Annotated in this window: 20 protein-coding genes and 1 pseudogene; 9 read left to right on the forward strand and 12 right to left on the reverse strand. The window is 60.1% G+C overall.

Annotated elements, in window-relative coordinates:
• The 5 genes from FLO80_RS20490 to FLO80_RS20510 form a co-directional block, all read right to left on the reverse strand.
• Positions 1-687 (reverse strand): ParB/RepB/Spo0J family partition protein (locus FLO80_RS20490; RefSeq protein ID WP_188078376.1); only part of this gene is annotated, 687 nt, incomplete at its 3' end.
• 113 nt (positions 688-800) lie between these two features.
• Positions 801-1,934: a helix-turn-helix domain-containing protein gene (locus FLO80_RS20495; protein WP_111369211.1), complete on the reverse strand. Its 1,134-nt coding sequence runs from the start codon at positions 1,932-1,934 to the stop codon at positions 801-803.
• Between the two features lie 203 nt (positions 1,935-2,137).
• Positions 2,138-3,061 (reverse strand): ParB/RepB/Spo0J family partition protein, encoded by a 924-nt coding sequence (locus tag FLO80_RS20500; protein ID WP_111369209.1) that lies wholly within the window; start codon positions 3,059-3,061, stop codon positions 2,138-2,140.
• On the reverse strand, positions 3,051-4,196 hold the full coding sequence (gene repA, locus FLO80_RS20505; RefSeq protein WP_161489483.1) for a plasmid partitioning protein RepA: 1,146 nt from the start codon (positions 4,194-4,196) through the stop codon (positions 3,051-3,053). Before repA ends, FLO80_RS20500 begins: the two co-directional genes overlap by 11 nt.
• A 293-nt stretch (positions 4,197-4,489) precedes the next feature.
• Complete coding sequence (locus FLO80_RS20510; protein WP_111369207.1) at positions 4,490-5,374, reverse strand: recombinase family protein; 885 nt, start codon at positions 5,372-5,374, stop codon at positions 4,490-4,492.
• Between the two features lie 227 nt (positions 5,375-5,601).
• On the opposite strand from FLO80_RS20510, the gene FLO80_RS20515 reads away from it, so the two are divergent.
• Positions 5,602-6,669, forward strand: coding sequence for a hypothetical protein (locus FLO80_RS20515; protein ID WP_111369205.1), 1,068 nt, complete (start codon positions 5,602-5,604; stop codon positions 6,667-6,669).
• Between the two features lie 458 nt (positions 6,670-7,127).
• On the opposite strand, the gene FLO80_RS20520 is transcribed toward FLO80_RS20515, so the two are convergent.
• On the reverse strand, positions 7,128-8,507 hold the full coding sequence (locus tag FLO80_RS20520) for an SbcC/MukB-like Walker B domain-containing protein (protein WP_051982508.1): 1,380 nt from the start codon (positions 8,505-8,507) through the stop codon (positions 7,128-7,130).
• A gap of 147 nt (positions 8,508-8,654) precedes the next feature.
• Here FLO80_RS20520 and FLO80_RS20525 point away from each other — a divergent pair.
• Positions 8,655-8,795 (forward strand): annotated as a pseudogene (locus FLO80_RS20525) (IS3 family transposase); the annotation flags it as partial.
• Between the two features lie 387 nt (positions 8,796-9,182).
• Here FLO80_RS20525 and FLO80_RS20530 read toward each other — a convergent pair.
• From FLO80_RS20530 to FLO80_RS20555, 6 genes are all read right to left on the reverse strand, one after another.
• Entirely contained in the window at positions 9,183-10,019 is an 837-nt protein-coding gene (locus FLO80_RS20530; RefSeq protein WP_036562782.1) for an alpha/beta fold hydrolase, read from the reverse strand.
• 7 nt (positions 10,020-10,026) lie between these two features.
• On the reverse strand, positions 10,027-10,242 hold the full coding sequence (gene thmT, locus FLO80_RS20535; protein WP_036562780.1) for a 2-hydroxymuconate tautomerase: 216 nt from the start codon (positions 10,240-10,242) through the stop codon (positions 10,027-10,029).
• A 24-nt stretch (positions 10,243-10,266) separates the two neighbouring features.
• On the reverse strand, positions 10,267-11,052 hold the full coding sequence (locus FLO80_RS20540) for a 2-keto-4-pentenoate hydratase (RefSeq protein ID WP_051982507.1): 786 nt from the start codon (positions 11,050-11,052) through the stop codon (positions 10,267-10,269).
• A 67-nt stretch (positions 11,053-11,119) separates the two neighbouring features.
• Entirely contained in the window at positions 11,120-13,024 is a 1,905-nt protein-coding gene (locus FLO80_RS20545; protein WP_051982506.1) for a TRAP transporter large permease, read from the reverse strand.
• Positions 13,025-13,038: 14 nt separating this feature from the next.
• Positions 13,039-14,064, reverse strand: coding sequence for a TRAP transporter substrate-binding protein (locus FLO80_RS20550; protein WP_188078374.1), 1,026 nt, complete (start codon positions 14,062-14,064; stop codon positions 13,039-13,041).
• A gap of 175 nt (positions 14,065-14,239) precedes the next feature.
• Positions 14,240-15,043, reverse strand: a complete 804-nt coding sequence (locus FLO80_RS20555) for an IclR family transcriptional regulator domain-containing protein (RefSeq protein WP_051982505.1) — start codon at positions 15,041-15,043, stop codon at positions 14,240-14,242.
• Positions 15,044-15,213: 170 nt separating this feature from the next.
• Between FLO80_RS20555 and FLO80_RS20560 the strand changes: the two genes are divergently transcribed.
• The 7 genes from FLO80_RS20560 to dmpG all read left to right on the forward strand — a co-directional run bounded on the left by FLO80_RS20560 (position 15,214) and on the right by dmpG (position 21,984).
• Positions 15,214-16,146, forward strand: coding sequence for a 3-carboxyethylcatechol 2,3-dioxygenase (locus FLO80_RS20560; RefSeq protein ID WP_036562776.1), 933 nt, complete (start codon positions 15,214-15,216; stop codon positions 16,144-16,146).
• Between the two features lie 66 nt (positions 16,147-16,212).
• Positions 16,213-17,706, forward strand: coding sequence for a 4-hydroxyphenylacetate 3-hydroxylase family protein (locus FLO80_RS20565; protein ID WP_036562773.1), 1,494 nt, complete (start codon positions 16,213-16,215; stop codon positions 17,704-17,706).
• Positions 17,707-17,729: 23 nt separating this feature from the next.
• A complete protein-coding gene (locus tag FLO80_RS20570) occupies positions 17,730-18,596 on the forward strand; it encodes an alpha/beta fold hydrolase (RefSeq protein ID WP_036562808.1) in 867 nt (288 codons plus the stop codon).
• 68 nt (positions 18,597-18,664) lie between these two features.
• Positions 18,665-19,216 (forward strand): flavin reductase family protein, encoded by a 552-nt coding sequence (locus FLO80_RS20575; RefSeq protein ID WP_071974390.1) that lies wholly within the window; start codon positions 18,665-18,667, stop codon positions 19,214-19,216.
• Positions 19,213-20,010: a 2-keto-4-pentenoate hydratase gene (locus FLO80_RS20580; protein WP_036562771.1), complete on the forward strand. Its 798-nt coding sequence runs from the start codon at positions 19,213-19,215 to the stop codon at positions 20,008-20,010. The genes FLO80_RS20575 and FLO80_RS20580 overlap by 4 nt, the downstream gene beginning before the upstream one ends.
• Positions 20,007-20,948 (forward strand): acetaldehyde dehydrogenase (acetylating), encoded by a 942-nt coding sequence (locus tag FLO80_RS20585; protein WP_036562769.1) that lies wholly within the window; start codon positions 20,007-20,009, stop codon positions 20,946-20,948. The genes FLO80_RS20580 and FLO80_RS20585 overlap by 4 nt, the downstream gene beginning before the upstream one ends.
• 1 nt (position 20,949) lies before the next feature.
• Positions 20,950-21,984 (forward strand): 4-hydroxy-2-oxovalerate aldolase, encoded by a 1,035-nt coding sequence (gene dmpG / locus FLO80_RS20590; protein WP_036562766.1) that lies wholly within the window; start codon positions 20,950-20,952, stop codon positions 21,982-21,984.
• Positions 21,985-22,043: the final 59 nt, after the last annotated feature.

Raw genomic sequence — 22,043 nt, forward strand, 5'->3', positions numbered from 1 at the left:
CGCGCGTCGGTCGGACGCCCGGACCGAGGTCTCGGTCAGCATGCGCCGGATCTGGAATGGTTCCTTGTTCCAGGATGAATGGATCACATCCCAGACCTGAACCTGACGCGCGTGATCGGGGTTCACGGTGAAGGCCATGAGCTGCTCCAGCGTCATGCCATCCTCGGCGTAGATCTCAAGCAGGGCAGGGGCGACGGAGGCAAGTTTGAGGCGCTGCTTCACGATCTGCGGCGTCACGAAGAAGGCGGCAGCAATCTCTGCGTCGCTCTGACCCTTGTCGCGCAGTGACACAAACGCGCGGAACTGGTCGAGCGGGTGCAGAGCGACGCGTTGCATGTTTTCTGCAAGGGAATCGTCCTCGGCCAGGATGTCGGACGCTGCATCGCGCACGATGCAAGGAATGGGCGTCGTCTTCGCCAACCGCTTTTGCTTCACCAGCAAGGACAATGCCTGGAACCGGCGGCCCCCGGCCGGTATCTCGAACTTGCCGGTCTCGGTACCATCGTTAGCCAAGACGGGCCGCACGCTCAGGCTCTGCAAGAGGCCGCGGCGGCCAATGTCTTCGGCCAGTTCCTCGACGGACACGCCAGCCTTGATGCGCCGCACATTGGACTGGCTCAGCACCAACTTGTCGAAAGGGATATCCCGTGAAGGGGACATGGTGATTTTCTGGACAGCTTTGGTCATCAGATCTTCTCCACGACGGGCGCCGGAAGCCACTCTCCCGATCTCACTTCCCGTCACCATCAAACCAACACTCCTTTCCCTCTCGCGGTTGTTCTTGACCGCGGTCAAGAAGTTCATGTGGGAGCAAGTTGTGTGCGTAGGATCCTTTCGAAATAGGCGTCAGGGTGTTTGATCGTGTCTGCTCTTGCTATCAGGTAGTCGAAAACGAGAAGCAGTTTTCCCGCGCCAGCTTTCTGGATCCCATGCCGCAGTTCGTCTTGGCTTATTCTAAGCAATCGACCGAGGTCGTATAGAATGCGGGTGAGAGCTTCTCCTGTACGCGGCGGTTCTGGGAAAAATCCCGCAACATGGGTGAAATCTTCCCATGCCATGCGTGCTGGGTCTCGGTTCATCGTCGGTTTGGTTTTTGCGGTTTGTTCACCGCGATTGACCGTAGAGGGAGCAATCTTTTTAATATCTTTTTTTAAAGACTCTATGTGCCGGACATTTTGTCCGTTTGTGGCGGGCAGATCGTTGGATTCTGGTGCATAAGGTTGGTGTTCGATAGCTTGTAAATTATCTTCGGAACTAGCTTTTGCTGCGGCATGGTGTTCACCGTAGCTTGCGTCGGTATCGGCTCCGAGGGCTCTAAGTTCCGAGATAACGCTCAGGACTGCATCAACGGTTAGTGTTGCTCGACGCAGGACATTTCTGATCATGTTGAGGGTAGAGAGCTTTGCTTCATCGAAGCGTGTCTGTTGGAGTAGCGAAGCACGTAGGGCCAACGCCTCAGCCTTCAGTGAGCGCAAGCGCTCGCGTTCTTCGGTGAGTTGCAAGGCTTGTGTCGCGAGCGAGCCGTACCTCTGTATCAAGGGTTTCAGGTCGATACCGAAGGCATCTCTGATAACGCCTCCATACCTCAGCGGAAAGCGTTTGCCATTTGCTGAGTTCTTGCGTTCGATCAGTTCAGCAGCTGAGAGGCGTCCCAGGCTGCGTCGAAGTGTTCTCTCATCGAGTCCATTGGCGCGCTCTGAGAGAGAAGCGTTCGATGGGAACACGACAGTGAGCGTAAGTCGCTGGCTGTCCTGAATCTCACGTTCGTTGCGGGGTAGGAAGCTAATGAGCGCGGTCAGAACGGCGAGGTCATTGGTTGTGAGACCGAGCTCCTTCCTCAGTACGCGAACCGGGCCCAGAAGCTCGTAGGGGTTAGGGCAGGGCAAAGATGTCCGTTCCGCCAGGGCGGTTGTTGTTTCAGTTGCATGTCTCATGGTGTTTCGGAAGAAAAAGCTTCCCCGTTCACCGCGAGCGGTGTTGAAATCGATTCGTTTTGGGGGTATCAATCAGGTGTCGAGACTGATTGAGGCCCTTCGGAAGCATCGCTTTCGGGGGGTCTTTCTTTTTCTAGCCGGTCCTCCTTTCGTTCTCTGCTCGTTTCTTTTGATGTCTTGACCGCGGTCAAGACACGGGGTCGTCACTCTGGCCTGTCTTGACCGCGGTCAAGAAGCTCTGTGACCAGCTTCCGGACTGCCTCCTCAACACGAGGGACAAGATCCGCGTCCACATCGATGGTGATGCGGTTGCCTTTTCGGCCGATCTTCACGCGCTCACTGGGACGTGTCTTCTGCGTCGACGATTTGGTCGCTGTCAGCAAGGTAACCGCCGCTTCGAGACGGTCGGGGCCCGGTACGTTGCGAGGGATTTCGCCGGCAACTTCTCGGGCTCTCGCGACGTCTTTCTCGCACAGCCTGAAAAGCTTTTCCCAAACCCGTCGACCAACGCCGTGTGCAGGTCCGATAGCCTGGATTAGTTCCATCGGGATGCCCGTAGCGATACGGTTCATCCGCGAGACGAGCGATTCATCGATCTGAAGTGCCCGATACGCGATCGTTTGAGCGTTCTTGCGCGTTTCGTCGGTTTTCCCAAGTTCTCGAATGATCCCGGCGACAAACAGAGCCCTTTCGATGAACGATGGATCTTGGCGCGCATTATTCTCTACGCCTTGGGCAATGAGAGCTTCCTCGTCGGTCATCTCCATGACCGTAGCGCGCACTTTTTGACCAAGTTGGCGACAAGCGAGAAGCCGACGGCGTCCATAGACGATCTCAAGCGCACCGTCCTCGGTTCGGCGAACCAGCACTGGAACCTTTTGACCGTGCTCGCGGATCGACGAGACAAGCTCATCCAGACCATCGCTTGGATCGATGCGGTCCATGACCGCGGACATCTGTATGGCGGTCGGGTCGATCAGCCGCGTGGCGTGTTTATCCTCTTCGAGCACAGATGCTTGTGCGCGAGCTACTGTCGGGCTCGTTCGCTTCACATCCAGATCCTCGTCCGAAGGCGGCGTTTTGCCCATCGCGTTCTTGAGTGAGTCCCCGAAGACCTTACGCGCCATGGCTACGCCCCCATGCTTTCAGGATTTCGCGTTCGACTTCGTCGGTCACGCGCGAGACGGACTCGATCGCGCGCTCGTAAGTTCTGCGGTTCACATCGCGAGGTTCGACCTCAAAGATGCTCTGCTGGGTGTTCGCAGCATCACCCACGGCTGTTGATTTCAGAAACTCGGCAGACAATACGGCATCCCCGAGGACTGTCCGAAGCAGAGATGAAATCTGCACCTGCGGACCATCCGTATTTTCGTAACGGGTGATCAGAACTCGCACGAAGTTCAGTCCATGTTCCGGGGCGTGTGCCTCTACCACGCCCATCAGGTTGCTAGCCATGCCCAGAAAGCTCGCCAGCGACATGACATCGAGCATCGACGCGTTGAGCGGGATCAGGACCCCGGTCGATGCAAAGAGGGCAGAGATCACAGAGAAGTTCAGCTGCGGTGGGGTGTCAAATATCACCACATCATATCGGTTGAGGACGGGCTCAAGTGCTTCCCGGATGCGGCTATGGAACGTGGTGGCGCCGTGTCTGAAGCTCAAGGCGACCTCAAACTCGTATTCCATGATGTCCATGGATGCCGGGATCAGATCCACGGTCGGGAAGTTCGTTTTGCGAATGATCTCTGCTGCGGGCAATGGATCGTCGGATCGGATAAGATCGTATGAAGTTGGCATATCCGGATCAAGCTCGGGAGTTACCCCGAACAGGTTCGTCAGACTTGCCTGGCTGTCGAGGTCGATCAGCAAGACCCGGTATCCGCGGAGACCCAGTAGTTGTCCTACATGGGCAACAGATGACGTCTTTGCCGAACCACCTTTCAGGTTGAAAATCGTCAAGACCTGACAAGCCTCTCCCGGTCTTCTGTGCGGGTGTTCTTCTGGCTTGATTCTTCCAGTCTCGAGAAGTACGCGTTGTGCCTCGACCATCTCCTCTGCAGAGAAGCTACGGCGGTTGCCGCCCTCCAGAACACCTTCGGGGAAGCCTTCGAGGTTTGACACATGATGGCGGAAGGTATTCTGATTAATGCGAAGAAGTTCAGCCGCTTCCCGCATGGCGAAGCGGCGGAGACCCTTCTGAGCGTCCGGTGGGAAGGTTTCCTGCGCATGTTCACGCAACCGACTACCAAGCCGCTTGGACATGACTTCAAATCTCTGGGAGGCCCGTATCCCGTTCATCACTGCCCTCAAGTCTTTATTGTTTTGCAAAGCTTAACAGATATTGTGGATAAATCCAGACCAAACCGTTGAGCGGCCTGGGGGCGTTGAAGACACCCATTTCTGTCGACGGTAAACTGTTAAAAATCAGCGTCTTGGGCGACTGCGCTCTCACTCTACTTCAACACCTCGTTGCCAGCTGCGAAGTGACCACAAGATGTATTGTGAGTGCGTACAGAAATCAGTCGGCAGAATCGGATGGACGATTCTCCGGGATCTCAGTCGAGCAACCCCAGCCTCTCGGCCCGCTCCAGCAGCATCTTCACCGACGAAGGCTGCCAGCTTGTCCGCCCTCGGGGCGTGCGCTCGCGCATCGCTTCCAGCCGGGTGCAGATCGCCTGAAGTGTGATGTCGGGATCCGCGCCCTTGATGGCGGCAATAATGGCGGGCAGGCGGTCGTCGGTTTCGCGGCGCCCGGCGCGGGCCAGCACCTCGGCCGGCAGGAAGCCGTCGCGGACATAGGCCTTCACAGCGCGCAAGAGACGGCTTTGGGTCCAGCGACGCGCCTCGGGCAATGGGCCGTTGATGATGCGCACCACGTCTTCCCACGCCAAGTCGGGCCGCAGGCGGCGGACGTGGGGCACCCAATCTTGTGCCGTCTCGTTCAGACGCTCAATGTAGCCGTCCTGTCGCGCCAACCGTACCTTACGAAGAGCGGCAGGGTCTTTGGCCCGCAGTCCAGGGTTCCCGCCGACCCGGCCCTTGGTACGGGCGCTCGCCAGCCCTGCCTTGGTACGTTCGCGGATCAGCGCCCGCTCGAACTCGGCCGCGGCGCCCAGAACCTGCAGCGTGAACTTGCCTTGCGGGGATCCGGTGTCGATCGGGTCCTGAATGGAACGAAAGAACGCCCCCTTGGCCTCCAGCCGTTCGATCACCTCCAGCAGATGCGACAGGGATCGCGCGAGGCGGTCGATCCGCACGACAACCAGCGTATCGCCCTTGCCGATGCGTTCTAACACCCGCGCAAGCACCGGACGCGCACGATTGCCGCCTGAGGCCTGTTCTTCATGGATTTCGGCGCAACCAGCAGTTTGCAGGGCCTCAGACTGGGGCAGGGGGGTCTGATCCTCTGTCGATACTCGCGCATAGCCTATCAGGGGCATGAAAACGGGGCCGATTGCAATTTCATATGCCGTTACTAAACGACCGATTGTAAACGAATGCAAGTAGGTGCTCGCTCGTCGTGCTCGTCCAAAAACCCTTGGTTTCCTTGTGCTGAGGGCGATCTGAGAGGTTTCACCGGCAATCGCGCGCGCATACTATATAAAGAGCAAAGGCAACCGCCACAAAATCACTTGGGTAATGTGCAAAAGAACAGTATTTTGCACATATGAAACCTCAAGCATCCGCTTTGACTGATGATTTCGATGACCCCCTCATCACCATCGAGGAGGATGAAGAGACTCACGAAGAGGATCTCTGGTTTCTGCCGGGACCACTCGAGGAAGAACCGGATGATTTGCCTCCTGGGCCACGTGCGGAACCGCCCGACACTGCTGTCATCGAAGACTGGGCAAAGGCAGAAAGCGTTCACGCTGCGCGACTGGCACGGGTCTCTGGACGTCTGGGTGCTCTGGATGACCGGCTGCTGCGCGGCCCGGAAGGCTGGCGGCATCGCCTCGCTTTGATCGAGGCAGCGAACCTCAGCTGGTTCGCAGGGGATCGGGTGAGTTCTGATCGTCTGGCGCTCTGGATATCGATGCGGCTCTCGGGCGCACAGGATGACCCAAATGCCCTTGCAAGAGTTGGATGGGCTGTTCGGCGCCTGACAGGCGGTCCCGGACCGAAGGCTGACTTAGCCGCCTTCCTGGATCGCCGCGATCCCGAGAACATTGAAGACAGCGCTGAGCGTTTCGAAGATCGTGCGGGCGGATGGCTGGAAGTAATGACAGCCGCAGCCGAGTTCCACCCAATCACCCGAGCTTGCATGGGCTTTCATCTCTGGAGTCTGGCGGGACTCGGACAGCACGGCGACCAGATCGAAGCCGCCGTCACCGCGTCCAGGATCGCGGCCTGCGACGGAAGCGGCGCCGTCTTCGCGCCGCTGGCTATGGGCGGGGCAGGGGGGCTGCGTGTCTCGGGTTTGCCAACCGAACGCTTGGCACGCTGGTTGGATGGGATGAACAGCGCAATTCTAACGGCGATGCGTCATCTAGATGGTACCCAAACATGGAGTGTTCGGGCGGAAGGAGCCATGTCTCAGCTTTCGGGCAGAACTCCGGCCGCTCTTCGGTCTGTGTTGACAGAGTGGCCTTTGGTGTCGGCCCCGATGGCGGAGGCCCTAACAGGCGCAAGTCGCGCGGCTGTTCAAAGGAACCTCGCATGGATGGAAGAGCGAGGCCTGATCCGAGAAGTGACGCAACAAGGACGATTCAGGATGTGGCGGATCAAGGACTAGACCGTTGTGATCAGATCCAGCGACGGGGACATTCTCGGTTCATTGAGGGAGGAGCGCCCACCGCCAATGCTTACGTTCATCGATGTCGCCAAAGGGTGGTTTGCATATCGACCTAGGTGTCTTGGTCAAAATCGCTCTGTGTGATCCGGCAACGAGCTATGGCAGCCTTTCGAAAAGATCCGGTGTTTCCTCGTCGCGCCGCCTGCTCAGACCCTCGCCAAGATGCAGACAAGGGTGCTTAATTCGTGTCAGGCCTTTGCCGCCCTCAAAATGGACCCACCCTCCTCTGGGCATGCCCACGCTTACGATCAGCGCCCCACATATCGGACAAGTCCGTCTGAACGATGCGCCCCTCTTGCTTTCACCATCGCCCCGAACTGCCCAACCGCCGCGGACGGATACCGTGCGCCCTGACGACAGACGGCGGGTGTGTGCCTTCCGGTAATACCAGCGGTCCGTCATCCCATACCCGTTCTTTCCTCGACCCGGCTGCCGCTTGGGGTCGAGCGCACGTAAAAGCCTTGTGGAATAGCCTCCTGCACCAGCCCGACGTGCGAGATCAGGCCGACGGCGCGGCTGCCCTCTGTCAGCGCAGCAAGAACTTGGATCACCTGATCCAACGTGCCTGCGCCATTCTCGGTGTCGAGGCTCCCGAAGCCTTCATCGATAAAAATTGTGTCCATCCGGATCTTGCCCGAAAGGCTCTCGACCACATCAGCTAGCCCAAGCGCGAGAGCCAGTGCCGCGATGAAGGTCTCCCCCCCCGACAGTGTCGCTGTCGGGCGAGCCTTGCCGGTGTTGATGTCGAAGACTTCGATTTCGAGCCCACGCTTGCCGCGACCGCCAGATGCCTCGAGCCCACGCGTCAGCCGGTAGCGACCACGTGTCATAGGGTCGAGCCTCATATTCGCCGCCTCGAGAACCTGGTCGAACATTGCTCCGATCGCGAAGGTCTCGAGTGTCATCTTGAAATCGTTCTTGCCGTTAGCCAGATCGGCCAGCCCCCGGAGCGGACCGGTCTCGGTTTCAAGCCGCTCGGTTTCGGCCAGCGCCGCCGCAAGCGATTCCTTGAATTTGGTCAGTGACGATACATCTGTCCTCGCTGTGGCGAGTGCAGCGTTGGCCGCGTTCAAGGTCTGGGTGGCGTCTGCCAACGCCAGCTGAAGCGGGGCAAGATCCGGGCGTTCACGATCTGCGCAAGCGGCTATGGCGTTCTGCAATGTCGTGTGAGCCGCGATCAGGCCCTCACGATGATCGGATACCGTCTTCTGGTCGGCATCGAGGGTCGGGAAATGCGCCTTGCAAGCATCATATCCCGCTTTGTCCAGCCCGACCTCGGCAAGCCGAGCACCAAAATCATCTTGCGCCTTTTTCACGCGCTGTTGCTGCGCGTCGCGCGCCCGCTTTGCTGCTTCCAGCTGCTCTTGCGCACGGGTGAGCATTTCACCGGCGGCTCGGTCCTGTTGCGTCGCCACTTCCAGCGCCTCGGACAGTTGCCTTTGCTCTCTCTGTAAAGCCTCCCGTCGAGCGACAACCGCCTCTGGCGTGCGCAGACCTTCCGGCAGGGCCTCGATCACTGTGTTCAGCTTGGCGCGCGCGCCGGCAAGATCGGTCTCGGCCTTTCCGGCAGCGGTGCGCGCCGTAGCCTCGGCAGCTTCAGCCTCAGTCAGTTTCAGCTTGAGTTGGGCCAACTGCTCCGCCATCGCGTCTAAATCGACCGCTTCTCCAAGCGCGGCGACGTCGCCTTCAAGCCGTGCGATTTCAACTTCGAGTTCCGCTAACGTGCGCTCAGGACTTTCCTGTTCCTCGAGCGCCCGCTTCTTTTCGTCGAGCCGCATTCGAAAATTGCCGAGTTCGCTTTCGGCCCGAACTCTGGCTTCGGAGGCAGTTCTCGCCTGAATGTCTGACGTCAGCGCCAATGGGACAGATTAGGCTGAATTGATAAGAGAGGGTTTCTGGCTCATCGTAACCACCAAGGAGTGAAGATGAGACAGAAACCCGGAACCAAACAGAGCCACGGCGAGAGGGTCGTTAAGGACATCCGCCGGGCCACCCGCAAACAGTATTCGGCGGAAGAGAAGATCAGGATCGTGCTGGCTGGTCTGCGCGGCGAGGAGAGTATCGCCGCGCAGGGTTCATGCCGCTTTGTCCGCCATTCCGGTCAAGACGGATCGGCGGGATGCACGTGTCATTGTCGAGCTTCTTCGGATGGGCCGGTTTCAGCCTTCGCATTTGCCAGTCTTGCGGTTCAAAGCAATCTCAAGGTGACTGGCATGGGGAATTTGGGTCAGAATCTGCAGAACCTTTCGGTCGTCTGTTATTGAGTGGTCGTTCGGGACGGTGAAGAATACGAAATGGCGGATCATCAAGAATATTCCGGTTGGTGGGACGGATCGCGAAGCCACAGGGGCTTGTGGAGATCCTGTTCTTGATCGAAGCCGTCACTTGGTTCAAGCGCTGTCACGGACGGGGCCCACCAAAGCCATGATCGGCACACTCCCTTTGTCATCGGGTCAGGAATTGCCCTCCGCTGCCGCCACCGCAGCGAGGTAGGCTCGTAACACCGCAAGGCTTTCCGGCTCGTCCAGAAATGGCATGTGCGCCCGGTCGGGTACTTCGGTTCGGATCAGGTCTGGCCGCCGCAGCGCCATCTCCTCGACAATGCGCATGGACAGGATGTCCGAATTTTCCCCACGGATCACCGCCACCGGCCGCCCGGCAAGCGCGTCGAATCCGTGCCACATGTTCGGCGCCCGGTCTAGCGTGGCCATGAAAGCGTCGCGCAGGGCAGGGTCGTAGGTAATACGCAACCCGTCCGGCGTTTCGGCGAAATGGTGCTGCACCTCTTCGCGCCACCGCGCATCGGGCACGCCGTAAAACCCCGGATGATGCGTGGACATTGCCGCAATGCGCGCGTCAATATTGTGTTCTTTGGGCTGGAGCCCGACATAGGTGGTGATCCGCATCCGCCCGTCCGGCTCCATTTCGGGGCCGATATCATTCAGACACAGGCCCAGGACGCGCTCCGGGACATGCGCGGCCAGCGCCATGGTCACCATGCCGCCGCGCGATGTACCTAGAAATGGCGCGGCCTCGATCCCTAGGTGATCGAGCAGGTTCAGGACATCCTCACCTTCGCGGGGCACGGTGTAAGTCTCCGCGCCGGTTTGTTCGGAGAGGCCGCGCCCGCGTGCGTCGAGGGCAACCAGTCTGTGGTCCGGAAAAAGCGGACGCAACAGTTCGAAATCGCTCCCGTTCCGGGTCAGGCCGTGCAGGCAAACCAGGATCGGCCCGTCACCGCCATCGCGATAAAACAGGCGAGCGCCGTCCGAAGCGGTAAAATGGGGCATGGTCGAACTACTTCTTTCCTGGTGGGTTTCCGGCGGCGCGGCTGTCGGCGATGGAGACGCCCGCAACCGAAAAGTGATTTGTCGGGATCTCTTTCAGGATCACGCGAATGCGCTCCGGCTCGGCATCCATGGACCGCGCCAGTGCGTCGGTGACCCCGCGCATGATCGCGCGCTTCTGGTCGTCGCTTCGACCCTCGAAGATCAGGATTTCTGCTATCGGCATTGGGTTTTCTCCTTCACGTGTGGCTCAGGTTTCAAGGGTTGGTGACGGGCTGAGGCGAAGTTCGATCCGGCCGAGCGGGCCAAATTCGGCACTGACAACGGCACCCGCAGACAGCGAAATGGCGGCTGTGGCGGCCCCGGCCAAGACCACGTCGCCTGCCGATGTGGTGATACCACGCGCGCAGGCGATGCGCCCGGCCGCCGCCAACGCGTTGAGGGGATGCCCGAGAATTGCGGCGCTTGAGCCAGTCTCTTCCGGCCCGTCCGACATGGCAATCGAGATGGCGATATCGCTAATCTCGGTTTCAGGCGGAAACCTGCGGCCAAGAACATAGCCGGCAGAGGACGCATTGTCGGCGATCACATCGCCAAGGTCGAAACGGAATCCGTCGTAGCGGGAATCGATGATCTCCAGCGCTGGGGCCACCGCCTCGACGCAGGCCAGAGCTTCCTGCGGTGTCGGATCCGGCGGCAGTGGGCTGCGCAGCACAAATGCAATTTCGGGTTCGACACGGGGATGAATCAGCGGGCCGAGGTCCAAACTGTCGCCTTCGTCATGGTGCATCGCGTCGGTGAGTTGACCGAGGATGACCTCGTTCACGCCAACCTGTTTCATCTTCGCTTCGCTGGTGAGGCCGAGTTTCACCCCGGTCAGTCGTTCGCCCCGCGCCAGTCGATGCGCAACCACAATCGCCTGGATGGCATAGGCGTCCTCGACGGACAGAGCCTTGTCCGGAAGGAGTTGCGGCACGGGCCGGGTTGCGAAAGCGGCATTATCGAGAAGGGCCGCGCGGTCCTGGAGGCTGGTCATGGGGTAGGCTCCGTTCGAATATCTGATGTGACTGGATGACCCCAGCCGACGAAGGCGGTCCGGACGATCAACTCAACACCCCGCCAAGCCAAAGCGAGATCGCGGGAAAGGCGATAAGCAGCACCATGCGCAACAAATCAGCGGCCAGAAACGGCAATACCCCACCAAAGATGGTGGAAAGCCGGACGCGATTGCCCACGACTGCCTTCATCACGAACACGTTCATTCCAATCGGGGGGGTTATCATGCCGATTTCGACAAGTGTCAGCGTGACGATGCCCCACCAGATCGGATCGAAACCCATTGACAGGATGATGGGCAACACAAAGGGCACGGTGATGACCACGGCGGCCACTGTGTCGAAGATGCTTCCAAGCACCAGGTACATGATGGCCAGCAAGGTCAGAACCGCCCAGGCGGGCAGGGTATCCGGGTTGATCACGGCCTCCAAAGCCTGAGCCATACCCGCAAAGTTCAGATGACTACCGAAGATATTGGCGCCGATGATCAAAAGATAAAGTCCGGCGCTGGTGCCCGCAGCATCCCGCAAGGCTTCGAACAGGCCGCTGACAGAGGCGCGGCCCGACATGAGCCAAGCCACGAAGGAGAAACCGGCTCCGACCGCAGCGGCCTCCTGCACGGTGAAGACGCCGCCATAAAGCCCCCCCAGCACAGCCAGGAACAGGGTGATCGGGCGCCAGGCGATGCGCAGCGCGTAGACCGGGGCGAAAGTTTCGGAACTGTCGGGGACCGGCGCCAAATCGGGACGCAGCCGGACCTGGATAAGGACAGACGCGACGTAGAGCGCCAGGGCCAGCATCCCCGGAACAATCGCTGCCATAAACGCCTTGGCGATCGAAATTTCGGAAATGACGCAGTAGATGATCAGGACCACTGAGGGCGGAATAAGCGCGCCCAGTGTGCCGCCGGCGGCGATGCTGCCAGTCGAGAGCCCCGGCGCATAGCCGCGTGATTGCATCTCGCGAAAAGCGACACCGCCAAGCGTGGCGGTGGTGGCCACCGACGAGCCGCTGATGGCACCGAAACCAGCGCAGCCCATGACAGCGGCGAGTGCATGGCCGCCGCGCAGGCGACCAAAAACCGCCGTCGCAGCGGTGAAGATGTCATCGGCAAAACCTGCCGCGACCGCGAGGTTTCCCATCATCAGGAACAACGGCACCGCAGCCAGATCGACGCTGGACAGGCTTCCGGTCAGGTTATTTGTGCCGATGAGCAGGGCCGGGCGAAACCCCATCTGAAGCAAGACAGCGCCAAGCCCGGCAATCGCCAATGCCACGCCAATCGGGACATGCGCCAGCGCCAGGAGGTAAAGAATTGCGAAGGAGGCCAGGATCTTTGGCCCCGCCCCAAGCGTCGGTGCGAAATACGCAGTGCTCAGCATCACCGCGAAAGCGGCGGCGACCATGAGCGTGGGCGGAACCACATCGCGCAGCCGTTTGCCCGGATTCCGAAGATAGGAGGCAAGTTCCGAGACGAAGACCGCAAGCTGTGCCAGCGCCGCGAGCCCGATCATAACAGCGGCCGCACCCCAGAACGGGGCCTTGGGCAGCCCCAGAACCAGCGTCGTCTCGCCATGTGACGCTTTCCCGATGGCGTATCGGACAAGAAACCATGCAAAAAGGCAGGACACGAACAAGCCGAGGCCCGCCGCGATCAGGCGCGGAGCGGCCTCACGACCTGTGATCTGGGCCAGTATACCCATTGCAACGTGCGATTGTCGCGTGTTCGTCCAGACCAGAGCCAGCGCCATAACAACCGCAAAGCAAAGTTCTGCAACTTCATACAATCCGAGGATTGGTGCCGAAATGCTCCAGCGCAGCAGGACATCCAGGGTGAAGGCGAGCGACAATCCGAGCAGCATGAGGCCCGCCGCGTTGGCCAGCTGGCGGGCCGCGAACTCGCGCAGCCCACCGCCAGCCACCTCGGTAACGTTGGCTGTGGCGGCAGACATCCGCTTCCCCCGCGTTACTGACTTTCGCGCCAGGCTTTGATTTCAGCGCGGTATGCGTCCAGCACAGTCGCCCCGTTGGGCGTGGCCTCGACCCACTCCGCGATCACCTTGTCGGCGGCCGCTGACCATGTGGCCATTTCCGCTTCGCTCGGGACGATGATGTGATGGCCTGGCGTTGATTCCACCACGGCCCGGACACGATTACTCTCGTCCTCAAGACCCGGCCCCCAGAATGCGGCGAAGGCGGACGGCGGGTTGTCGTCGAAGACCTTTTGGATATCCGGCGGCAAGCGATCGTAGGTATTCTGGTTCATGACGATATACATCGGCGTCGTACCGAGCGGAATGTCGACATGGCCGAGCGTGACGTCGAGCAGCGAAAACCCTTCGACTGCAAACCAGTCGGCAGCGGCCGCATCGACCACATTCTTGGACAGCGCTTCAGCGATGGCCGGAGCCGGCAGTCCGACCGGAGTGGCGCCAACGGCGGTGATCATGGCCGAGAGAACGCTGCCCGCAGCGCGCACCTTGGCGCCCTTGAAATCGTCCAACCCGGTGATCTCGCCGGAATGGTGCAAACGCGCAATATCAGCGGTACCGATGCCAACCACCTTCACGGACTCAAATCCTTCGATGAGGCCGTCCTCATAGAGGGCTGCAAGGGCTGCGGATGTCTCGGAAGAACCGCTGGCAAGAAGTGGCAGCTCTGTGACGCCCGCCGACTTAAACCGACCGGAGTTATAAGATGTAATGCTCCAGCCAAGATCAATCAGGCCCGCCTCGACGGAATCGAACACTTCGTTTGGAGCGGCAGCCGAGCCACCGGTGAGGAATTCCACCTTGAGCTTGCCGCCCGATTCCTCTTCCAGCTTCTTGAACCAGGGCTCGAAGAGACCGGTATTCAGGAAGTTTGTTGGGCCGGTAAAACTCGCGAAACGGAGCGTAACTTCCTGCGCGTTGGCCGTAGAAACAATGGTGGTCGACAGAGCGACACCAAGGGTTAACGCCGTAAAACGACGGCAGATCGTTGAAATGGACATTAAGGTCCTCCCTACCTTGTTGAGATGCCGCGGCATCCGTTCTGACGCGACAAAAGGCGGTTCGCGAGACTGCAAGTCTCCCACTCACTGCCTCGTTATCGCTAGAGGCACAAAGAGAAATCCTGAAGGGCAAAGTCTAAAGTATTCACCTGGCGAACATCCTTTATTGGATGACTCAATAACGCGTTTGCGCTTTCAGAGCCGCCTCGGACCGGGCAATGCACTCGCGCAGGGGTTGGAGGCAAGTCGCAGCCGCTTCAGCGGGCGACATCGCCGTGCGGAAAAAGGCGATATTGACTGCGCCGATCGATTTGCGCCCGAGTTTGACGGGCAGGGCGATGGCGCTGATGTTCTCTTCGATCAACCCGACCGATAGCGCGTAACCGCGCCGGTGGATTTCGTCAAGCCGACCATCAATGTTGCCCAGAATCGCAAGGTCCTGGCCATCGAGCGTGCCGATTCGGTGCAATACGTCCAGAGTGCGCGCCAGGTCTGAGCGACCGAGCGAACTAAGATAGGCAAGCCCCAGCGCCGAACGGAGAACGGACCGCGTCTTGCCCACCAGCCTACGGTGAACCGAAACAGGACTGTATTTGTGGCTGGACGCCTGAATCACCATCTGCCCGGAAACCAGCGTCGCAAAATCACTTGGCCAAATGACCTGCTCGGTGAGTTCTTGCAGCATTTGCGACATGATCTGCGTCGCGACATCTTCGTACCGAACGCCATCGCTGAGTTGGTGTACCCGCTCGGTCAGCGACACCGAGCCATCCTCGGCGCGGCGCATAAGATAACCTTTGAGTTCAAGCGTGTGGATAAGCCTATACAGCGTGGCGCGGTCGATTCCGGTGAAGGTCGCAAGTTCGCCGACCTTTGCCCACCCCAGATCACCCGCAGCCTCCAACAGATTCAAGGCGCGCGTGACCGCACGTATCTCCTTGTAGGGGGAGGCGGTATCGGAATCGCCAGCTATTGTCATGACCTACTCCTGTTCGCCACGTGAACAGTATAGAGGTGGTCGTTGTGGAAAATCAAGGGGGGCGTCATTTCTTGAGTGTCGGGAGGTTACAGACCTTGTCCGGCATTCGGCGAAACCGCTCACCCTGACACGGGGCAGGAGCGGACGCCTCTCGGAGAGGAGGAGACGAAATGATTGTTGGAAGCGTCTGCATGTCGCACAGCCCTATCATGGATCGGAACCGCGCGGCACCTGAGGCCGAGAAACGATTCTGGGGGGCCATCGACAAGGCGAGCGACTACGTTGCTGAAGCCGATCCGGACCTGGTGGTGATTTTTCATCCGGACCACGTGAACGGTTTCTTCTACAAACTTCTGCCGTCTTTCTGCATCGGAATCGAAGGCGACTCCGTGGGCGATTTCGGCACCGTTGCGGGCAAGCTCGATATTCCCGCAGGCCGGGCCTGGTCCTGCGCCGAACACACGCTGAAAGAAGGCGTCGATGTTGCGGTCTCCTACCGCATGGATGTGGATCACGGCGGTGTTCAGCCGATCGAATTGCTCTCGGCAAAGGTGCCGTTGACGCGCATGATCCCGATTTTCGTGAATTGTGCGCTGGCGCCGCGGCCGACGATGGCAAGGGTCCGCGCTCTCGGCGAGGCGGTCGGCCGCTGGGCAGCATCGTGCCCTGAACGGGTGCTGATCGTGGGTTCCGGCGGGTTGTCGCACGATCCGCCAATTGCCTCGCTGGACACGGCAACGCCGGAAGTGCGCCAACGGCTGATTGACGGCGGCCCGCTGCCGCACTCGGCGCGCACGGCACGACAGAATAACGTGATGGGAGAGGGGCCGCGCTTTGCCGCCGGGCAGTCGAAGCTGCTAGCGCTCGATGCTGACTGGGACAAGATGTTGTTGGACGGCTTCGCGGCTGGTGATCTCTCCACGCTCGACTCATCAGACGACCAAAGGATCTCGCAGACCGGTGGCCGGGGCAGCCATGAGGTGCGTTGCTGGATCGCAGCATTGGCGGCCCTGGGTCAGGGCTACAAATCAGACGTGTTGTTCTACGAACCTATTCCGGAATGGCTTACGGGCATGGGCATCATGACGGCCACACCGGCCTGACGCCACGGATTCAACCAGACGGCCGACGCGCTTGGCGAAAGTCGACACGAAAAGCAGGAGTGAGACATGGGAGTCCGCAGCGGACAGCAATTCATCGACGGGTTGAAAGCCAACCCGCGCGCAGTTTGGATTAACGGCGAAAAGGTCGAGGATGTCACCACGCATCCGGCCTTCTCGCGGATCGTGCGCCAATTGGCCCGGCTTTATGAAGCCCAGGTCGATCCGGCGACCCGCGATACATTGACCTATGAAGTCCCCGAAACCGGTCAGCGGGCCGGCATGGCCTTTATGCCGGCGAAAACGTCCGAAGATCTGCGCCGCCGCCGCGATGCCTATTACCTCTGGGCGTCGATGAATTTCGGCCTGATGGGGCGCTCCCCGGACTTCCTTAACGCCAGTTTGCTTGCATTTGCCGAAGCGCGCGAGGTTTTCGCCCGCGGCGGCGACCGCTTTGCGGACAATATCGTCAATTACTACAAATACATCCGCGACAACGATCTGTTTCTCAGCCACGCGCTGATTTCGCCGCAGAACGACCGGACCAAATCGTCTTCCGAACAGAAAAACCTGCACATGCGGGTGGTCAAGGAAACCGATGAGGGCATTTACGTGCAGGGCGCGCGGATGGTGGCCACGCTCGGCGCGGTTGCGGACGAAATGCTGATGTATTGCCTGCCCGGCATCCCGGAGAGTGACGCCGACCACGCGTTGTCCTTCGCAGTTAAGGTGTCCGATCCGGGCGTGAAGCAGATCTGCCGCGAACCCTACACCGTCGATGGGCAGCGGTCCGACTTTGATCATCCGCTGTCGAATAACTTCGAAGAGAACGACTCGCTCTTGATCTTCGACAATGTCTTTGTTCCATGGGAACGGGTGTTCATGTATCGCGACGTTGCGCTCAACAACGCGCTTTATACCGAGACGGCGCTGCGCAACTACACCGCGCACCAGACCAACACGCGGGCGCTGGTGAAACTGCAATTCGGAGTGGGCGTGGCCATGGCTGTCGCGCGTTCGATTGGCGCCGACCAATTCCTGCATGTGCAGCGAATGCTGGGCGAGGCCCTGAACGGAATCGAGTTTCTCAAGAGCGGCTTGGTGCGCTCCGAAGTGGAATGTGAGCAAACCGGCCATGATACGGTGCGCCCGGCTCTGGCCCCTTTGCAGGCGCTGCGCACCTTCCTGCCAACCGCTTACCCGAAGCTGGTAGAGACCATTCAGACCATTGCCGCCGGCGGGTTCATGATGATGCCCTCGGGCGCAGAATTCACTGTCCCCGAACTGTCTGAAGACACGGACCTTTATTACCAGGGCGCAGGCGGAATGTCGTCGGTAGATCGGGCGCGGCTTTTCAAGCTTGCCTGGGATCTTTCCGGTGAGGCGTTTGGCTCACGGCTGCTTCAGTACGAGCGCTACTATGCGGGCGATCCGATCCGGACCACTGCCTCCAACTATCTTCAGGTGCAGGACGAAGAGATGATGCGCCTGGTCAACGATGCGCTGGCGCTGGCTGGTGATCCTGAACCCGCGCGCAGCCTGCAGCGCGACGCAGCAGAGTGAAAAACGTGGAATATGAGATGACAATGACGTCCCAACACAAATCCATCTGGACCGACCTGACGCGGGTGCCTTTTACCCAGGGCTATCTGGATGCGGGCGGCGTCCGCACCCGCTATCTGGCGGCCGGTGACGAAGACAAACCGCTGCTGATCCTGATCCACGGGACCGGCGGCCACGCCGAGGCCTACAGCCGCAATCTTGCCGCCCATGCCGAGCATTTCCGCACCTATGCAATCGACCTTGTCGGCCACGGTTGGAGCGACAAGCCGAAGCTGGATTACGAAATCGCCGACTATGCCAAGCACGTGATCAATGTGATCAAGGCGCTCGGACACAAAAAGGCGCATGTGTCGGGCGAGTCCCTTGGCGGCTGGGTGGCCGGATGGATGGCGGTTCATCATCCCGAATGGCTCGACCGCACTGTACTGAACACGGCCGGCGGCTGGACCGCTTATCCGGAGGTGATGGAACGCATCAAGCGGCTGACCATGGAAGCGGTGAACGATCCGTCGCCTGAGCGGATTCGAACGCGGCTGGAATTTCTGATGCACGACCATTCCAAGGTGAATGACGATCTCGTCGAAGTGCGCCGGGCAATCTACGCACAGCCCGGCTATGCCGACATTATGGAACGCATCCTGTGCCTGCAGGAAATGGACATCCGTCAGCGGAACATGTTCAGCCCCGAGGACAGTGCCAAGATCACAACGCCGACTCTGGTTCTGTGGACCTCGCACGATCCCACCGCAGCGCCCGAAGAAGGCCGCAAGATCGCGGATGCGATTCCCGATGCGCGCTTCGAAGTGATGAACGAATGCGGCCACTGGCCCCAATTCGAAGATCCCGAAACTTTCAATCGGATTCACATCGACTTCCTGCTGGGCCGCTGACCGCGACCCGGAACGGAAACACGTGGTTTCATCGACCCAACCGACCCTGAGACAAGGAGAGCAAAGTCATGACGATAAACACACAGGCAAAACGCCTTGTCAGTGCCAAAACGACACCACCCTTGGCGCCGACAGCGTTCCGCGATGCGCTGGGACGTTTTGCCACCGGCATCACGGTCATGACGACGCATGATGACGAGGAGGGGCATTATGGCGTCACGGCCACATCGTTCTCCTCCTTGTCGCTTGACCCGCCACTGGTGCAATGGAGTTTGCGCAATGAAGCCTATTCGTTGCCGGTTTTCCTGCGCGCGCAACGCTTTGCAGTGAATATCCTGGCGGCGGATCAAGAAGAGGTGTCGCGGCGTTTTGCGACCGCCGATGTTGACCGCTTTGCCGATCTTGACCTTGACGAAGGAATTGTCGAGTTGCCCTTGATCAAAGGTGCAGCGGCCTGGATCGAATGCAGCCTCGAAACCACGCTTCCCGGCGGCGATCACACGATCCTGGTAGGGCGCGTGTTGCGGGCCCGCACATTTCCCGAGCCGCCGCTTCTGCACTGGCGGGGCGACTATCTGCCGATTGACGAAGACGCCCGCCAGCCTCGGGGCACCGCATGAGCGGGCGCATCGACGACATGGCCACGGCGCTGGTGGACGCCCGGACAGAGCTGAAACAGATCCCGCCGCTGCGCGAAAGTCACGGGCTGGACACGGTTGAGGACGCCTATGCGGTGCAGGACGCCGCAAACAAGATTTGGCTTGGCCAGGGACGACGGTTGGTCGGTCGCAAGATTGGGCTGACCTCGCCGGCGGTTCAGGCTCAGATGGGCATCGACCAACCCGATTACGGGATGCTTTGGGCCGACTATTTCTTCACCGATGGCGAGGTGGTCGACACCGGCCGCTTCATGCAGCCAAAGGCCGAGTTGGAAGTGGCCTTCGTAATGGACCGCGGCTTCGACGATCCCGAGGCGCCGATGGCCGAACTGATCCGCCGTGTCGCCTATGCGGTTCCGGCGCTTGAAGTGGTCGACACCGCGATTCGAGATTGGGACATCAAGCTGGTCGATACTGTGGCCGACAACGCGTCGGGCGGGGGGTTCCTTCTGGGCCTTGGCGCGCGTCGGCTGACCGATCTCGACCTGCGACTCTGCGGCGGCATCCTGTCGTGCAATGGCCGCGTCGTTTCACGCGGGCTTGGCGTAGATTGCATGGGAAGCCCGCTCAACGCGACATTGTGGCTGGCCCGCCGCATGGCGCAGCTGGGCCAACCACTGGCTGAAGGCGACATCGTGATGTCGGGGGCTTTCGGGCCGATGGTCCCGGTGGGACCGGGCGAGGCATATCTGGCCGAGATTTCCGGGTTCTCGCCAATCCAGGTGAATTTCGACGACGGAGGGGCGGGAGCATGACCGGCAAGATCAAGGTTGCAATCATCGGTTCGGGCAATATCGGCACCGATCTGATGATCAAGATCATGAGGACTTCGGACGTTCTGGAGGTGGGCGCCATGGTCGGGATCGACCCGGACAGCGATGGTCTGGCCCGTGCCACACGGCTTGGCATCGCGTCTACGCATGAAGGCATCGAGGGGCTGACCCGGCTGCCCGTGTGGTCCGAGATTGGCATTGTCTTCGATGCCACGTCCGCGGGCGCGCACAAGCGCAATGACCAGATTGTCCGCGACGCGGGCAAGATCATGATCGACCTGACCCCGGCGGCCGTTGGTCCTTATGTTGTTCCCGTGGTGAACATGGACAACCACCTGGCGGAGACCAATATCAATATGGTGACCTGTGGTGGCCAGGCCACGATCCCGATTGTGGCGGCGGTGTCGCGAGTCGCCGAAGTCAGCTATGCGGAGATCGTCGCCTCGATCTCATCCCGCTCGGCCGGACCAGGCACCCGCGCCAATATCGACGAATTCACCGAGACCACATCGCGCGCGATCTGCGAGGTCGGTGGCGCCTCAAAGGGCAAGGCGGTGATCATTCTCAACCCCGCAGAGCCGCCCATGATCATGCGCGACACCGTCTATTGTTTGGCAAAAACGACTGATCATGAAGCCGTGCGCCGCTCGGTCGAAGCGATGATCGCCGAGGTGCAGGACTACGTGCCTGGCTATCGGCTGAAACAGGAAATCCAGTTCGAGACCATCGGCAACAACGCCGCGGTGCGCATCCCGGGCGTCGACGACCACGCCACCGGGCTGAAGGTCAGCGTGTTTCTCGAAGTCGAAGGCGCGGGCCACTACTTGCCGAAATATGCCGGCAATCTGGACATCATGACCTCTGCTGCGTTGAAAACCGCCGAACGGCTGGCGCGACGGACACTGACGGAGGCCGCGTGAGATGACCGACTCGGACAAGACCAAGCTTTACGTACAGGATGTTACCCTGCGCGACGGGATGCACGCGATCCGCCACCGGTACACTTTGGATCAGTGCATCGACATCGCCACGGCGCTGGACCGCGCCGGCGTGGCCGCGATCGAACTGAGCCACGGCGACGGGCTGGCCGGGTCGAGCTTTGCCTATGGTTTTGGGCGCCACACCGATCTGGAATGGATCGCCGCCGTCGCCGACAAGCTTGAAACCGCCAAACTGACAGCTCTTCTGGTGCCGGGGATCGGCACCATTCACGACCTTCAGGCCGCCTATGATGCGGGGGTGCGCTCAGTCCGTGTGGCCACCCATTGCACCGAGGCCGATGTCGCCGCCCAGCATATCGCCCATGCCCGCAAGATCGGCATGGATGTGTCGGGCTTTTTGATGATGGCGCACATGTTGGGGCCAAAGGAGTTGGCCGAACAGGCGTTGTTGATGGAAAACTATGGCGCCCATTGCGTCTATGTCACCGACTCGGCCGGCGCGCTGCTGATGGATGGCGCACGGGACCGTATCCGCGCCTATCGCGATGTACTGAATCCGGAAACCCAGGTGGGTATCCACGCGCATCAGAATCTGTCGCTTGCGGTGGCCAATTCGGTTGTTGCGGTGGAACAGGGCGCGTTCCGGGTGGACGGCTCTTTGGCCGGGATGGGCGCAGGAGCCGGCAATACGCCGATCGAAGCCTTCGTGGCTGTCGCCGAGCGGTCCGGTTGGGACCACGGCTGCGATCTTTTCGCGCTTATGGACGCGGCTGACCGGCTGGTGCGCCCGATCCAGGACAGGCCGGTGCAGGTGGACCGCGAAACTATCGCGCTGGGGTATGCCGGGGTCTATTCGAGCTTCCTGCGTCATGCCGAAACCGCCGCCAAGACCTACGGTCTCGATTCGCGCGAAATCCTGGTCGAATTGGGCGAGCGCAAAATGGTCGGCGGTCAGGAAGACATGATCGTCGACGTGGCCCTAGATCTGCTGCGGGCAGGGCAGGGCACCGAATGAGCGTTCGCTCAGTGAACAGAAGACAGTTAGTTCTGCGATGTTGTCGGGATGAGCAATAA

Source organism: Aquicoccus porphyridii, from assembly GCF_008369105.1.
Classification (GTDB): domain Bacteria; phylum Pseudomonadota; class Alphaproteobacteria; order Rhodobacterales; family Rhodobacteraceae; genus Aquicoccus; species Aquicoccus porphyridii.